18 protein-coding genes are annotated in these 14,492 nt (G+C 68.9%); all 18 read right to left on the reverse strand.

Annotated elements, in window-relative coordinates:
* Window positions 1–258 precede the first annotated feature (258 nt).
* Window positions 259–1,101, reverse strand: a complete 843-nt coding sequence (locus OHU34_RS46210) for a hypothetical protein (protein ID WP_405772813.1) — start codon at window positions 1,099–1,101, stop codon at window positions 259–261.
* Between the two features lie 182 nt (window positions 1,102–1,283).
* Window positions 1,284–2,630: an AAA family ATPase gene (locus OHU34_RS46215; RefSeq protein ID WP_331733946.1), complete on the reverse strand. Its 1,347-nt coding sequence runs from the start codon at window positions 2,628–2,630 to the stop codon at window positions 1,284–1,286.
* 526 nt (window positions 2,631–3,156) lie between these two features.
* On the reverse strand, window positions 3,157–3,450 hold the full coding sequence (locus OHU34_RS46220) for a hypothetical protein (protein ID WP_331733947.1): 294 nt from the start codon (window positions 3,448–3,450) through the stop codon (window positions 3,157–3,159).
* Window positions 3,438–3,923 (reverse strand): hypothetical protein, encoded by a 486-nt coding sequence (locus OHU34_RS46225; RefSeq protein ID WP_331733950.1) that lies wholly within the window; start codon window positions 3,921–3,923, stop codon window positions 3,438–3,440. The genes OHU34_RS46220 and OHU34_RS46225 overlap by 13 nt, the downstream gene beginning before the upstream one ends.
* Window positions 3,924–4,515: 592 nt before the next feature.
* Window positions 4,516–4,770 carry a hypothetical protein gene (locus tag OHU34_RS46230; RefSeq protein WP_331733952.1) on the reverse strand — a complete coding sequence of 85 codons (255 nt, stop codon included), beginning with the start codon at window positions 4,768–4,770 and terminating at the stop codon, window positions 4,516–4,518.
* Between the two features lie 50 nt (window positions 4,771–4,820).
* Window positions 4,821–5,120 carry a hypothetical protein gene (locus tag OHU34_RS46235; protein ID WP_405772815.1) on the reverse strand — a complete coding sequence of 100 codons (300 nt, stop codon included), beginning with the start codon at window positions 5,118–5,120 and terminating at the stop codon, window positions 4,821–4,823.
* A 186-nt stretch (window positions 5,121–5,306) separates the two neighbouring features.
* Complete coding sequence (locus OHU34_RS46240) at window positions 5,307–6,170, reverse strand: hypothetical protein (RefSeq protein ID WP_331733956.1); 864 nt, start codon at window positions 6,168–6,170, stop codon at window positions 5,307–5,309.
* A gap of 94 nt (window positions 6,171–6,264) precedes the next feature.
* Window positions 6,265–6,477: a hypothetical protein gene (locus OHU34_RS46245; RefSeq protein ID WP_331733958.1), complete on the reverse strand. Its 213-nt coding sequence runs from the start codon at window positions 6,475–6,477 to the stop codon at window positions 6,265–6,267.
* Window positions 6,474–6,767, reverse strand: coding sequence for a hypothetical protein (locus OHU34_RS46250; RefSeq protein WP_331733960.1), 294 nt, complete (start codon window positions 6,765–6,767; stop codon window positions 6,474–6,476). The genes OHU34_RS46245 and OHU34_RS46250 overlap by 4 nt, the downstream gene beginning before the upstream one ends.
* Window positions 6,768–6,976: 209 nt before the next feature.
* Window positions 6,977–7,111 carry a hypothetical protein gene (locus OHU34_RS46255; RefSeq protein WP_331733961.1) on the reverse strand — a complete coding sequence of 45 codons (135 nt, stop codon included), beginning with the start codon at window positions 7,109–7,111 and terminating at the stop codon, window positions 6,977–6,979.
* A 144-nt stretch (window positions 7,112–7,255) separates the two neighbouring features.
* A complete protein-coding gene (locus OHU34_RS46260; protein ID WP_331733963.1) occupies window positions 7,256–7,972 on the reverse strand; it encodes a PP2C family serine/threonine-protein phosphatase in 717 nt (238 codons plus the stop codon).
* A gap of 203 nt (window positions 7,973–8,175) precedes the next feature.
* A complete protein-coding gene (locus OHU34_RS46265; RefSeq protein WP_331733965.1) occupies window positions 8,176–8,559 on the reverse strand; it encodes a hypothetical protein in 384 nt (127 codons plus the stop codon).
* Window positions 8,556–9,395, reverse strand: a complete 840-nt coding sequence (locus OHU34_RS46270) for a hypothetical protein (RefSeq protein WP_331733967.1) — start codon at window positions 9,393–9,395, stop codon at window positions 8,556–8,558. The genes OHU34_RS46265 and OHU34_RS46270 overlap by 4 nt, the downstream gene beginning before the upstream one ends.
* A gap of 227 nt (window positions 9,396–9,622) precedes the next feature.
* Window positions 9,623–10,363, reverse strand: coding sequence for a hypothetical protein (locus OHU34_RS46275; RefSeq protein ID WP_331733969.1), 741 nt, complete (start codon window positions 10,361–10,363; stop codon window positions 9,623–9,625).
* Window positions 10,356–10,844, reverse strand: coding sequence for a hypothetical protein (locus OHU34_RS46280; RefSeq protein ID WP_331733971.1), 489 nt, complete (start codon window positions 10,842–10,844; stop codon window positions 10,356–10,358). Before OHU34_RS46280 ends, OHU34_RS46275 begins: the two co-directional genes overlap by 8 nt.
* A 278-nt stretch (window positions 10,845–11,122) precedes the next feature.
* On the reverse strand, window positions 11,123–12,301 hold the full coding sequence (locus OHU34_RS46285; RefSeq protein WP_331733065.1) for a DUF932 domain-containing protein: 1,179 nt from the start codon (window positions 12,299–12,301) through the stop codon (window positions 11,123–11,125).
* Between the two features lie 118 nt (window positions 12,302–12,419).
* Entirely contained in the window at window positions 12,420–12,977 is a 558-nt protein-coding gene (locus OHU34_RS46290) for a hypothetical protein (RefSeq protein WP_331733062.1), read from the reverse strand.
* A 67-nt stretch (window positions 12,978–13,044) separates the two neighbouring features.
* A complete protein-coding gene (locus tag OHU34_RS46295; protein WP_331733059.1) occupies window positions 13,045–13,416 on the reverse strand; it encodes a hypothetical protein in 372 nt (123 codons plus the stop codon).
* Between the last annotated feature and the right edge of the window lie 1,076 nt (window positions 13,417–14,492).

The following is a 14,492-nucleotide window of genomic DNA, read 5'->3' on the forward strand; positions in this document are numbered from 1 at the left end:
TGCGGGCGCTGGATCCGGTCCGGTCGGGGCCCGTCGCGGCCCTTGCACCGGGATCGCGCGGCGGTGCGCGGCTGACCTTCGGCGTACAGCGTGCTGAAGGCTTTCTGCGCACGCGACCGATCTGCTTGCGGAAATTATGACCTCACCATGGCAGTGCATTGCGGCCGGTGAAGATTTACAGGTGTCGAAACCGCGTCTGGTCAAGCTGGTGATGTCGACGTCACCCGGGTCGTGAACCATCTCCTGCCGGGCTGCTCGTCAGCTCCGCGGTTGGGGGAGTTCGCCTGGCTTGACGGCCATGATCTCCACGCTGGTGCAGTGGGCGCTCTCAAGAGCATCTTTACGATCCTGGGCGCTGGGCTCGTCGTAGGCGACGCCGGAGGCGCGGGGCGTGCCGTCGGGTTCGGTCCAGGTGAGGCCGTAGTTCTGCATGGTCGGCACGGGTACATTGCTGCTTCTGCTGGGCTGGCCCTGGAAGTAGCGCTCGTCGTCCGCGAGGGTGTCGTCGGCGACGCCTTCCATGCTGCTGGCGTTGGCAGCGCCTGCGAGTATGTGCTGTTGATCGGCGTGGAACGGGAGTCGGTGCACGGCGCGCCAGGCATCAAGGGCCGAGACGGTCGACCGGCCGACGATGACCGTTGCGGCGCCCGGCGTGAGTCGGGTCATGGCGTGCACGACATCGATGAAAGGCGAGTCCAGCAGCGCCTGCGCGACGCGCTCGGCCTCCGGGTCGGCATTCCGGTGCAGACCGTGCCAGTCGCGGAGAATGGAGCAGGCGCGGACGAAGGCATCGACCCGTCCTTTGACGAGTTCGGAACGGTTGAGACCGAACACCTGGATGGTCTCTTCGCCCTTGGCCGACAGCGGATCGTAGATGCCGGCCGACAGCCGCAGGAGCAGGTGCTCGGCGGGATCCTCTGTGGTGGGGTCCACCAGCAGGCAGGCCCCCTGCGCGTCCACCGGGTACTTGCGGTGCTTTTGGTTGCTGTTGCAGAACGAACAGGCCAGGAGATGGTTGGGCCACACGAACGCCCGCAGAGGCGCCCTCTCCAGCGGTTCGAAGTGGTCGATGTCCGTGCCGCGGCTGTCGTCGCAGTACATGCACCGCAGGGCACCGCGGGCCATCGACTCCAAGGCCGCGCGCACATGCCCCTTGGGAGCCGCCGCGATGCGCCACATCTCCCTCGCAGCGGGCCCGGTTGCCCCGGCATCCTCAACCCTCTGCGTCCACCGCGTCAGCAGGACCTGCGCATTCGCGGAGATAGCGACGCGTTGAAGCGGGATCACCGTTCCTGCTCCAGGCGTGCCGACACCTCGGCCACCCTGCTCTCCAGAGAACTCGTCAGCAAGCTGGCCAGCTCCTGGTACTCGGCGATTTCCTCATCAGTGGCCGTCTCCGCGTACACCTTGCGCTCGAGCGCCACGAGCCGCTGTCGGTGCCGCTCGGCACGACCGGAGTACGGCGTCTCCAGGCCGAAGAGCTCCGACAGGACGGCGTCGTCCCCGCTGCCGTAGACGACCCGCCGGTACAGGTCCTCGGCCACCACCTCCGGTGCCTGCTGTTCATCGATCCCGGAGAGCCGGATCAGCCCGCCCTCGTCGGCGGCCTGGCAGATGTAGGGACTGTGACTGGAGACAATGAACTGGATGTGGGGGAAGTGCTCCCGCAGCCAGCCGCCTATCTTGCGCTGCCACGTCACGTGCAGATGCGCGTCCACCTCGTCGATCAGCACCACACCCGGCTGCAGGACCGCCACGCCACCGCCCGCGGTCGGCGCGGTCTCCAAATGCCCGTAGACCCCGTGGATCTGCCGGACGATGTCCAGCACCAGAGCCGCCACCGTCCGGTAGCCGTCGCTCATCTCCTGCAACGGGAACCCAGGTCCTTTGAGTCCGTCCTCCACCACCCACAGGCCGTCCGCCGTCACCCGCTTGACCTGGTAGCGGTCAGGCAGCAGCCCGTCCCGCAGCAGATCCAGGACCGTATTCAGCAACGGACCGGCAACGCCACGTTCGCGATTCTCCTCAAACGACCGCAGCCGCAGATCCACCAGCCACGCCACTCCCTCGGAAAGCGACGCATCCTCATGAAACAGCGTGGCCAGACGCCCACTCGGCCCCTGATTCAGCATCAGACGCTGCGCCTTGTCGGAACCGCCGGTCAGCCGCCTGAAGGGCCCGTAGCCCGCACAGAACCAGCCGATCGGGTTCTCCACCCACGGACCACGAGGGCCGCTTCTTCCCTTGCTGTCCAGCGCCCGCATTTCCGGCCGCTGGCCACGGTGGTCCTCCACATCCGGGCGCGTCCACTGCAGGCCCAGAGAGATCTCACCCACCGGCGTGTTCCCGGGACCCGCAAAGCCGTCAAGACCGGACTGGCCGGTGACGTGGACCTCCACGTCGCCCCTCTTGGCACCATGGGTGATCCAGCCGGTGAAGTCCGCCACCAACGCACGTGCGACGGCCGGTCCGCCCAACGCCAGCGCGATGGCCTGCAACACGGTCGACTTGCCGGAACTGTTACGCCCCGCAAGCACCGTCCAGCCGCTGCCCCCGGGCAAGGCCAGGTCGACTACGCGCTTGCCGCTGAAACCCTTGATGTTCCTGAGCTGGACCCTCGTGACGTACACCCGTGCCCCGTCTTCCTCTCCGGCCGCTGTATTGCTCCCGACACGAGCAACCCCGCACACCGGGGCCACCGACGCCTTAAGCGTCTCATGGTCTCTATCTCACTTCGGGTGATGGACCGGCCCTCTGCGCACCCTGCGGGCCAAGCACGGCAGCGGATGCTTCGACCTGACCCGTGCCCGCTACGGCACCGAACTTCTGGGCGGCACCAGCCCGCCACACGACAGGGTCCGCTCACCACCTTCCCATGCACGGTCACCAGCAAGGGCTCCTCCTGGGCAGGGCGGGGATTTCTGACGTGGTGCTCGGCCACGGCTGGCAGTCTCGCCGGCCGGGAGACCGGCCGGGTGGTGGGGAGCGGCGGACTGCGACGACAATGGCGCTCCACTGGCCCACGCGCCTTCAGTACGGTCACGGGCGTAGGGCCAGCTCCCATGCATGACGGAGCTCTCCTTGAGCCATGCGGGGTGCAGGGACGGCGGTGCCTCGGGCGGGGCGGTGGGCGTGCATGGCGGTGTGTAGTGGTGCCTATGGACGCCGCGGCTGGTGGGCTTTGGCCGTGCTGCCGGTGGCTTCCCGGCGGTGGTGCTCGGCCATGGCCCGGGCGCCGAGTTGCGATGGGGAGGTCGTGCTCCAGCCGCAGGAGCAGGACGACGTGGTGGAGGCGTCGTAGATCTGGCTGCCCTTGCGTTTCGCGTCCCTCCTGGTGTTTCCGGGGCGGTCGTAGGGGCGGTGCCACCCGCAGGGCTCGCCGGTGCGGGTCATGTGCTGAGCCTCGGGCGCGCAGAGCAGGCGCAGGCCGGCGTCGGCTACAGCGGCCACCTGGAAGTGGTCCCACTGTGAGCCTTCCAGGCGGCTGGCCAGACGCGGCCGGTGGTGCCGCGCAGCTGGATGCGGCCGTCGGGCCAGACGCGGGCGGTGGCGCCGGGCATGCTCGAGCCGACCGATCCGTCGCTCAGCCTCGGGATGCCGTTGCGCTTGTCCGGTGTCATCCGTGCGAGCAGCCGCACGGACGTCATCGATGCTGAGGGGTTGCGGTGGTCGGCCGTGTCCGGGGTGGTCTCGGCGATTGCGGCCAGCCACGCCGGGGCGAGAGGGTACGCCTCCTGGTGCAGAGTCAGCAGAGCTGCGCGGTCCTGGCCGTTGCCGGAGCGCATGGCGGCACGGACGAAGTCCGAGTGCCGGGCGTAGCGCCGTACGGACACAGGGCCTCGGCCGGTGGAGAACCAAGCCCGTTGACGGTCGGTGAGCGCGGACAGGTCGGCGGCTGCAAGCGGGAGTCTGGGCTCGGACACCGCGTAGTCTTTTCGCGAGTGTCGTGAGCGGGGGGGGGGATCGCCGGAGGACCGACGGACGCCCGGGTGCGCGCGCTCGGGTTCGGTGGTGGGGGCCTGTCAGAAGGTGCAGGTTCCGGCGAGGGCGGGGCGGCTCGCGGCGACGATGGACGCGCCACCGCGGACGCGCAGTTCACGGGTCTGCTCGTAGTCGCGCCACCAGCGGGTGTCGGGGTTCCATCCGCTCTCGCCGACGATGGCCCGTAGAAGGTGCCGCCCCCGTACTTCGGGTACAGGTTCAGACCCCAGGCGTGGTCGTCGTCTTGGGCGAGTGGCGAGGACGGAACGGCTTCGAAGTTGGTGCGCACGGTGGTGGCGGCCCAGGAGTCGGCCAGGTGTGGGTCGGACTCGAAGAACATGCCGTGCGCCTGGGGGTCGATGCCCTTGCGTGCGGCGACGGCGAGCGGGCGGGCGACGTCGTCCGGGATGACGGCGTACAGGCGGCCCATGTGGTCGGTCGTGACCGTGACGGCGTCCGTGGTGAGCACCGGCGCGGTGGCTGCGTCCATGGGATGTCCCTCCGGTTCGGGCTGGGCGGCTGGGTGGCCGGGTCTCAGATGGGGAGCTGCGCGAGCGCGACGGCTGCGGGGGTGATGACGTAATGGCCCAGGGAGCGGAGCTCGGCGGCCACGGCCGCTGCCGTGGATGTCGCCTCGCCTGCGGGAGTGGGCCGAACGTGCGCTTCGATGCTGTCGTCCCAGATGAACCCTCGTGCGGTGAGGGCCTGTTCGGTCTCGGCGGTGAGGTTCTCCGGCGCGCGGGGCGCGGCAACGATTCCGTGTTCGGGGTCGGGGGTGACCAGGTACATGGCTGGGCCTCCGGCGCCGGTTCCCGCCTGCGCAGGGCCCGGCGCGCTGGTCAGATGACGCTGATGGTGGGGTCGGCTTCCAGCACGGCGAGCGCTGCGCGGATGGCGGCCCGGGTCTCTTCGCTGGGGCGGGAGTAGGGGAACTTGAGGGCGCGCACGGCGGTGTCGATGTCGTCGTCGCTCAGGTGGTCGAGCTCCTGGCCGCTGCGGTACAGCGCCAGGGCAGTGCAGGTCGCCACGCGGGCACGGTTGAACGAGGTGGCCTGCTCCGCCGTGAGGTCCGCGCCGAATACGTCGCGGGCGGTCGGCGGCAGCGGCGGCGTGTCTGTGGTGAGAGTGCGGGCGGTCACTCGGATCAGGGGCGGGAGCAGGGTTCGGAGCAGCGAAGTGAACAAGACAACTCCCGAGACGCGAAGGGGGTAGGGGGGCGAGGCTCTGGCCTTGGCGTACGCGCTGGGTAGCTCCCCGGACCCGCTATGTCAATAATGGTGCATATTGCTGGTGTGTGAACCCGCCTCTGACCTGCGTAAACGATGTCAGGGGGTGAGGAGCTGGGCTGCTTTGACCAGGTCGAGGGCGTAGGCCGGTCGGCGGTCGCGGTCGGGCAGCTCGTCGCAGAGGGGGCGCCAGACGTGGTAATTGCTGTCGCCGAGGTATGCCACCCACTCGTTCATGTCGTGCAGGGCGTTGCCGGCGTCGGTGTCGCCGACGTCGCGGGCGAAGGTGCGCTCTTCGCCCGCGACCGTCCAGTACCGGCCGGTTGCGGACAGGGCGCCGTGTGAGCCTTCGAGGAGTTCGAGGCGTGCGGCGTCGAAGCGAGTGTTGGCGTCGTGGCCGGTGAGGATGTCGCGGACGGCGGCCGCAGTGACGACGGCCATCACCCGGCCCAGGGACTCGCTGGCCGTCTGACTGGCGCTCACGGCTGCGTGGGCTGCGGTCGAGATCGTTGCCGGGTCGGGCAGGAGGTACGGCGGCTCCTTGTCGCGAGGTGCCCTGCATGCGGGGCAGCGGGCCACGTGCCAGTCCATCCGGAACCCGCAGACGCACTTCCAGGGGACGAATCCCCAGGCCCAGCAGCCTGCGCCGATGGTGTACAGGCCCTCTTCGTCCGGGGTGATGACGTGGGTGACCTCTTCGGGGTTGGCGTCGTAGTGCCGCCAGGTGACGAACAGCACGACGGCCCTCGGCCCACCTCGGAGGGTGTCGCCGTCGATGACGTGCGCGGTGTCGACGCTTTCGTACCCGCACACCTCGGCCATCTCCTGGGTGCGGGCGGCGACCTCGCGGACGGTGTCGAGGGTGAAGCGCGGCCTGAGGGAGTTGTTCCAGCGGTCGGCGGGGTCGACCTTCGCGGGGAAGGGTCCGAAGCTGGTGTCGATCCAGACGCGGCTGTCGATCATGGGTGTAGAGCCTTTCCCGGTAAGTGGGCTCGCAGGGGGCCTGGTTGGGCGCCGCCGGTTGAGAGGGGCGTGCTCCTGTGAACTGAGGGCGGTTTCACGGCTGGGGGGGGCTGGCGGGAGTTTCCGGGGGTGGGCGGTGCGGCCGCGCTTCGGCGGCCTGGTCGTGGCGCTCGGCGTCGCGGCGGAAGTCCTCGGCGGTGTAGCCGGTGTCGCACCACGGCTTGCACAGCTGACCTGGCGCTGCGCCGCAGGTCTCGCACCGGTCGTCGAAGTCGTCGGGGCGCCACGGCCGCAGCGGGCTGGTCATGCGGGGAAGTCCCTGATGTTGTGGGCGAGCGCGCGGGCGGACATGACCGGGGTCCGGTGCATCGGCGTGGCGCACTGGGCCTGCCAGAGGCTTGCGGGCCGGGATGGGGTGATCTGGTTGCTGGTGGCCGCGTCGATGGTCCAGTGGCGTCCTTGGGGGTCGGTGACCGTGTAGGTGAGCAGCTCGGGGCAGGCCTGGTTGCCGTTGTCCTCCCAGGCGAGGCCGGCGGCGGTGAGGGCGTTGCCCAACTGGGTGCAGCGCGCGGGGGTGATGTGGGCGAACGTGGCCACGGGCGCGGTTCTCCTTTGTCCGTTGTGCCATACCTGTAGTGGTGGGGGACCCCCTTGCAGGGGCGCGGAGTTGCCGTGCTGCGCCGCTCCCCGCAGGCGCGCCATGTCCCGGCTGATCCGCTCGGCTGTCTCCGCTGCCTCGCGGCGCGCGGTCGCCTCGGCCTCCTTGGCGTGGTGGCGTGGACGGTCTCGACGCCTCCGAAAGCCTCTTAGGCGTCCCGGCCGAGTTCCTCGTGGGCGGCGGCGAGTTCGTCCGGGTCGTCCGGCGCTTTCCGGACGTCCCAGACCTCGAGGTCGGGGTTGGACCACTGTCCGATGACGAAGTAGGGGCGTTCGTCGGGCATCGTCGTCGTCCTGGTGGCACGCGTGCTTGGCGGCGGGTGTCGGGGTTTCCGGGCGAGAGGGGGCGGTGCGGGGTGGCCACCCCCTCTCGTTACATAAATAATAGTGCATATCTACTTGCTGTGAACCCGCCTCTGACCTGCGACTTACTCCCGCGAGCCCGCTGCGGGGAGGTCGGCAACCAGGACAGTCGCATTGTCGGCATGGCTTGAGGCGTGCTCGATGGCGGCGGCGGCGAAGTCCGTTGCGGCCCGCTTGGGGTCCCTCTTCAGGTAGTCGGCGAGATTGCGGGCGGAGTCCTCCAGGGGCTCGTACGCGCCGTCGCTGGCGAGCAGCAGGCGGCACGCCTCCGCAGTGCCGGTGACAGACTCGATCGCGGGGTGTCCGTAGCGGGCCTTCCTCTGGTCGTCCGACTCCGAGGCCCCCAGGTAGGACGTCACGATGTTGCGGCTGCGACTGAAGACGCGCCGGAAGTTGTGATCGGCGGTGAGGCACTGAAGGGCGCCGCCAGGGGTGAGGATGTAGGCCCGGACGTCTCCGCACCATGCGATGGTCAGCGGCTTGCCGGGGGCGGTGACAGCAACAGCCACACACGCGTTGGGCAGGTCCGCGTACGGGTCGCTGCGCTCGGGTTCGCCGGCGTAGCTGTTGTAGACGGCTCGCAGGCCGGCCTCGGCCTCGCCGCTTCGGGCGGCGGCGCGGGCGACGCGTCGGGCGGCGGTGATGGTCCAGCTCCGTACCTCGGCGCTGGAACCGATGCCGTCGCACAGGACGTACGCGCGCGCTCCGTCGTGGGAGTAGGTGGCGGTGGCGTCGCATTGATGGGAGCGGTCGCCGATCAGCTGGGCGGTTGCGTGGGCCATGTGAGCTCTCCTTGGGCTGGGGCGGAGTAGCCGACTGGGGGCGCGGCCTGTTCGGCCGGACGGCGAGCGAGGTGCGAGGCCATGACCTCAGTGTCGGGTGCTCGGCTGGATAGCGCCGGTGCGGGAGAGGGCGGGGCACCCCTCTCCCGCAACGCCAATAATAGTGCAGTTCAGGGATGTGGATCCACCCCTGAACTGCGCGCTTACGGCTGCGACCCCGGCACCACTTCCAGAGCAGGGCGCTGGGCCCGGAGCTGGAGTGCCTTGGTGGAGGGCTGTTCGTGGTGCCGGTAGTCGGAAACCACCACGTATCCGCCCGGCACGGTGTCGAGCCGCAGCGCGTCCGGGCCCCAGTCCTCGGTGACGTGGCGGGGGAGGTGATCGAGGTCGTCGACCTCGACCTGGGCGGCCCATGCGGTCAGTTCGCTGCCGAACTGCCGTCGCCAGTTCCGGAGGATGGGGAAGAGCTGTCCGCAGTCGTCGACCAGTGCGGCGGCGCGGGCTTCGCCTGGGGGCGGGCATTCGGCGTAGGTGGGCGCGTCGGGGCGGGTGCGCTCTCCGAGCGTCATGAGCCAGCGCAGCTTCATGCGATCTCCATCCGTGCGTTGGTGGGCGTACCGGCCTGCGGGGCGCGGCCAGTGCGCCGGGTCCGCTGCTGGGTGCGCAGTGAGACGGCTTCGGCCTCGGCGTTGCGGGCGCGGTCGTGCTCGCCGGAAGCCTCGGTGAGGCAGTAGGGGCCCCACCACTCTTGGACGTCGACGTCACGGGCCAACGATCCGTCCAGGTTGGCGAGCATGAGCAGCAGCACGGGGTGCGGTTGGGCGGTGAACCATCGCGCGACGGTCCACCAGGCGCTTACGGCGGCGCGCAGTGCGGGCCGGGAGGCGCGGGCCTTGCCTTCCAGACGGGCGGCTGCACTGCGGTGGTAGTCGGCCGACCAGGTGAGGAACCGCAGCAGGGCGGGGGTGTCGCGCTCGCGGGAGGCGGTGAGGATCTGGGGGAAGTCCGTGCGCTGCTCTACGTTTTCGGCACAGGCACGCAGTACGGCGGTGAGCGTCGCAGCTGTCTTGGGCGACGGCTCGTGTCCGGCGTCGGACTCCATCGGGTACGCGGACACCTGGGGGCGGTCGGCGGGCGCGTCGCGGTAGAGAGTGAGGCTGCCCCGGTAGCCGGTGCGGCTGCAGGCAAGCCGCGGCAGTGTGTCGACGGGGGCGGGCTCGGTTTCCTGGAAGGCGTTGACGGGGCCGAGACAGGCGCGGACGGCGGTGAACTGGTCCCAGTACCGCACGTGGTGGGTGCCAGTGACATGCACGCTCCCGCGCATCGCCCCGCTGAGGTCGAACACGATGGCGTCGTTGTTGCGGGGGCGGGCGGTGGCGTGCACGGTGCCGGCGGGCGTCACGACGGTCAGACTCGGGCTCATGGGCGGCTGCTCCTGGTGGTGGTCGACGCGGTGGGCGGTGTGCTCCTGAGCCGTGGTGGCCCGGTGCGAGCGCCGTCGTTGCGATGCGGTGGTCTGGTGGGCGGTTGTGGTCTCTCCGCGTTCGTCGAAGGGGGGGGAGACAAAGGGGCGGCTAGAGGCGATCTGGCCTGGGGGCCGTGCGCCTCCCCCTCGGGGGAGGTCGGGGAAGGCGCACGGGCTAGTGAGGGCTACGCCTGCGCGCTGTAGGTCCAGCAGGTATGGCCGGTGCCGTCGGTCCGCGAGCGGGTCCACAGCCGGGACAGGTCGTGTTCGGATTCCGGGTACCTGCACTCAGCGCACGGCGTGCCCCAGTCGGCGGGCTCGTCGGCCGGTTCGGCGGTGTAGATGTCCGGGGCGCTCCACGGAAACCCTCCGGGGGCGAACCGGATGGCGGTGTCGGGCATGAGGTGGGCCCACCCTGCGGGCCACCCGACTACGGGCTTGCGGCGGCACGCGGCGACCGCATCGCGGACGGCCCGGCCTCGCCATACCTGCGTGACGCCGCTAGGCCCCGTGACGCGGTAGGCGGCGGCCGTGACCTGTTCGTCCGGCCGGTTGAGCAAAATGCCGGACGTCCGGTCGGGGGTGAACGTGGTGGTGGAGTGGTTGCGGGTCTGGCGGTAGCGGATGACTCCGTCGTCCGTCACCGTCGCCTCGCTGGACAGCCAGAAGTTGAGGTTGCCGCGCAGGAAGTTGTCCAGTCCCTGACCGTCCGTCTGACGGCCGAACTGTGCGGTGCGGGCAGGATAGTCACCTGCCCGGCCCGCTGCCTGGGCGTACGTCGTGTGGATGTCGGCGGCGTCCATGTGGAGGTACGGGCCTTCGATCCCCCATACGGGGATACGGTGGGCGATGATCCGGGTTCCGGGGAGCGGCTGCCGGGCGGGGATGTCGGCGGGTTCCGTGGTGCCGGCGGACGTGTCAGACACAGCTGTCTTCCTCCTCGATGCTGGATGGCCCGATGAGTACGGGGGCGGGGTAGACCTCGCGGTCGACTGCTGAGCTGCCGGGGCAAGGGATGACGACGGCCTGGACGTCGGCGGTGTCCATGGGGTGCAGCCATCCACCCCGCACGGTCCAGCCGAACGCACGGGGGCGCGGCTCGGCGGCCGTGGTGGCTATCAGCACGGCACTCTCGACGGTGCTGCCCTCCAGCGCGAACACGAGCAGCATGGCGAGTGTGTAGTAGTCGTCCGGATCCAGGACGGCCATGCGCATGGGGTTGGTCGCGAGCGACAAATCGGCGGTGTGTGAGAGCTGGGCGCCGTCGGTCCGCTGGAGCGCAATGCTCAACGTGTGTTCACCGGGGCCGACCGCTTGCAACACGGCGGCCAACGCCTCAAGGCTGCGATCCATGGCGGCCTCGGTGGAGGCCTCGTCGGGGTGGATGAGCTCGGGGCGTGCGGGCATGGCGCATTGCTCCTTGGTGAGATGCGGTCGGCAAATGGCCGGCGGGGTGGCGGTGGGCGGCGGTGGGTGGCGCGCTCCGCCCTTGGGGCGGGTGGCCCCGTGCGGGCCGGGCCGGGGAGTTTCCCGGCCCGCACGGCGTCTGTGTGCCGCGTGCGGCGGCTTCGTGGAGCACTCCCGCGCTCCGGGGCCCGTGCAGGCCCGCGAACGCTCCGCGCTTGGAGCGCTGGGGGCCCGTGCGGGCCGGGCTGGGGGAGGTGCCCGGCCCGCACGGGGGTCTGTCAGCCGTGCGCGGCGGCGGCCGTGAGGGCGGGCAGCGCGAGCGCTTCCAGGGCGGCGGCCTGGTCGGCGTCGGCGAGGGTCTGCGCGGTCGACGTGACTGCCTGCATCACGCCCCCGGCCGTCATCTGCCCACCCCGGATGAAGTGGGAAAGGATCGTCTCCTTGGTCTCGTTGCTGATCCTGAGCGTCTTGGTGACGTGCTCGATGGTCTTCGTCGGCTCGGCCACGGCCTTACCGGCGGCTACCTGGATCTCGCGCACCTTCGCCTCGACATACTCACGCGACAGGAACGTGCGCACCGCGTCGGCCGTCTTCGACGTGATGACCGCGAGTTCCTTCCTCTCGGTCTCCTCCGACCACGACACGACTCCTTCGTCGTGCTTGGCTCCGATGTGCACGGCCCGCATGACGTCCTGCGGCATCGTCAGGCCGTTGCGGCAGACCTGGATCACCGCACGCGGGGTGATCGACCACGCTCCGGCACCGACCTCGCTGTTCGTGATGACGAACCCGGCAGAGATCACCGGGAGTTCGTCGCCGCTGCGGCCGTCGAACGGGGAGCGGTACCCGCTGAGAAGCTCGGGCGCGCTGAGCGCGACCGCTTCGGACTCGACCCGCACGTACATGCGACGGTCAGTGAGATCACAGCCGGTGACGTCGGTGGGGTGCCCGGACTTCTGCACGCCCTCCAGGGCGGCCAACAGGATGTCCAGGTTGTCCATCACCTTGTAGCTGTCGGACATCAGAGCGCGGGCCACGCCCACGGCGGGCGGCATGCCGGGGCCGCTGTCGCCACGGAGCGCACGGAGCATGAACTTGCGCTGCGGGTCCTGACGCAGCCACGCGTTCACGTTCTCGTCCAGAAGCGGGACGTTCTCGGCGCGCATGCGGCGCAGGTAGCCCACCGGGATCTTCAGCTTGTCCGCTATGCCCTCATCGGCGACGGCGGTGGGGCGGTAGGTGCCGTCGACGTCCGTCACGCCGTCTTCCGTGATCTGGCGCTCGATGCCCTCGACCTGGACGTTCCCGTCACGGAAAGACAGTGCGGACGCGGAAGCCACGACGTCCAGCTTCCGGTTCCTGTGGTCCTCCAGGATGGTGACCAGGTCACGGAGATCGGCGTTGCGGGCACCCCTGGGGGCTGCTGCCGTGGCGCGCTCTGCGTACTGCTGAGTCATGCGATGTTCCCCTTCGCTGTTGGTTTCTGCGGGTCGGGGGGGCGGAGCCACCGCCCCTCCGACAAACTCAATATTAGTGTGTTTCAGGGGTGAGTGAACCCACCCCTGACCAGCACACTTAGACCAGCGGCGCGCGGAAGTCCGGCAGCGGCGTCATGCTCTGCCGCCGTACGTTCGTGACAGCGGTCACCGGAATGCCGCTGATCACCTCGCACAGGTCGTAGCGGACGTCCGCTACGACCGGTCCGGCCTGGGCCTTGATCGCCTGCACCCAGTACACGCCGTGACACCGTGTCACGCTGCCGTGATACCTGACCTTCTGCCACAGCACGGGACCGGAGTCCTGCGGGTCAAGGCTGCGCGCCACCGCCAGCGCAAGCTGATTCGCCACCCGCTCGGACAGCAGTAGGCCGACGAACGCGCGGTCAACCGTCACCCGGTCGACCGGCACATCAGTCATGGCCGGGCCGGTGTGGCCGGTGCGCACACCCATGGCCCAACCCAACTCGAAGAACGACCGGACCACGTCCAGTTGTTCGCGAGATACCCGCATGGCATCCGGGTCCCGCTCGCTGCGCGCCAACTCGGCGAGCGCGTAACGGGCCTGCTCCTTCTCGGCGTCCGTGAGCGGCGCTCCGGCTTCCTGGGCCTGCTCTGGAATCCGCGTGTTCTCCATGGCTTCCCTTCTCCTTTCAGTGATGCCGGGGGACGGGGGCACCCCTACCGGGGTGCCCCCGTGCGGATTACTTGAGGAACCCGTTCGACCGGAGGAAATCGGCCGTGATGAGCGCGATTCCATGGGGCTTGTAGATCTGCGGGAATCGCCGCAACTCAACTTCCGTACGCCCCGCCTTGTCCGGGTCGATGAACTCCTGAACCAGACGGTAAGGCTCCTCACCCATCGGCATTTCCAGGACGACCGGACCAGCGGCCTTGGTCTCGAACCGAATTCCGGTGTAATTCCGGTCGGAGTTGTGCACGATCTTCACGCCTGCTCGCGCGCACAGCAGGGGCAGAAGGTTCGCGATCGTGCGGGCCCGAACCGCAAGCTCGGTCATGGGCGCGTCCGCACCGCGCACCCCGCGCACGATCCCGTCAGTGATCGTAAGTTCCACGTCTTTCCCCTTCGTTGGTCCCTTGCGTTCCTCGGGGGTCGCCTCCCCCGGTACTTCATATAATAGTGTCTCCTTTGCTTGGGTGGAACCCCTGTTGCGCTGCGGGTTGCGCCGGATGTTGCGCCATGGTGTTGCGGTAGAGGTTGCGCTAGATGTTGCGCAGGCTCCTGGAGCGTCTCCGTTTCACCCCAGGTCACCCCAACAACAGAGCCTGGTACGCCTGCTGACATCCCCTCTGCTGCCGCTACTCCCTACCCGTGTGAAGAAGAGAAGGGGGCGGGGGCGGGCGTGGTCGGCGCGGAGGCATTCGGGGATCGGACGCGACTGGTGTCCTGCTGCGCGTCGGCTCCGCCGCCGCGCTCGGCCGTGCGGGTCCGGCCGGTCCCGCAAGTCGGGCCGCATGGGGATCGAATGACAGAGCGGAAAATCAGGTGGCTCACTGGTAGAGGAGAAATCTCCGTCACGGGGTCCGTTCGACTCCGCTGGCCTTCGCACGCCGAATTCCGGCATCTCTATTCGGGGATTCTGTGCCGATATTGGGGAACTCGACCCCGGTAATTTTGGATTCTGTGTGTGGCTTTTCTCTACAGGCTAAGAGGTGGCGTACCGTGATCCCAATTACTACACAGCACACATCATGATGCATTTCGATGTGCCATGTTTGCGTTTCGGTCTGGCGAGCGAGCGCGTCCGAATCTTTGGTGGCCGGTTTGTGTGTGCTCTGGCGGAGCGGTTTTGAGGGGTGGTCGTACGGGAATGGGGGTCTTGGAGGGGTTCAGGTGGAGCGCAAGCGGAGCCTGCCACCGCTCCCTATGACCACCCGTCAGACCTGATCGGCCGTCAACCCTGCGGGGCAGTGGGCTGGGATCCCAGTAGCTACACAGTGCCGCACGTGATGCACTCGTCCCCTTTGCTGCCCGCCCAGACGACCGCGCTTGCGCGGTCGCTCATAATTCGCGCTTGCGCGAATTATGATGCGTTTTAGAATTCCGTTTACGGAATTCTATTCCCCCGCTTGCGGGGGAATTCGAATTGCGCTTGCGCAATTCGCGCTCTATGGCACGTCTTGCCGTGCC

It is taken from the genome of Streptomyces sp. NBC_00080, from assembly GCF_045041255.1.
GTDB classification, from domain to species: domain Bacteria; phylum Actinomycetota; class Actinomycetes; order Streptomycetales; family Streptomycetaceae; genus Streptomyces; species Streptomyces coriariae.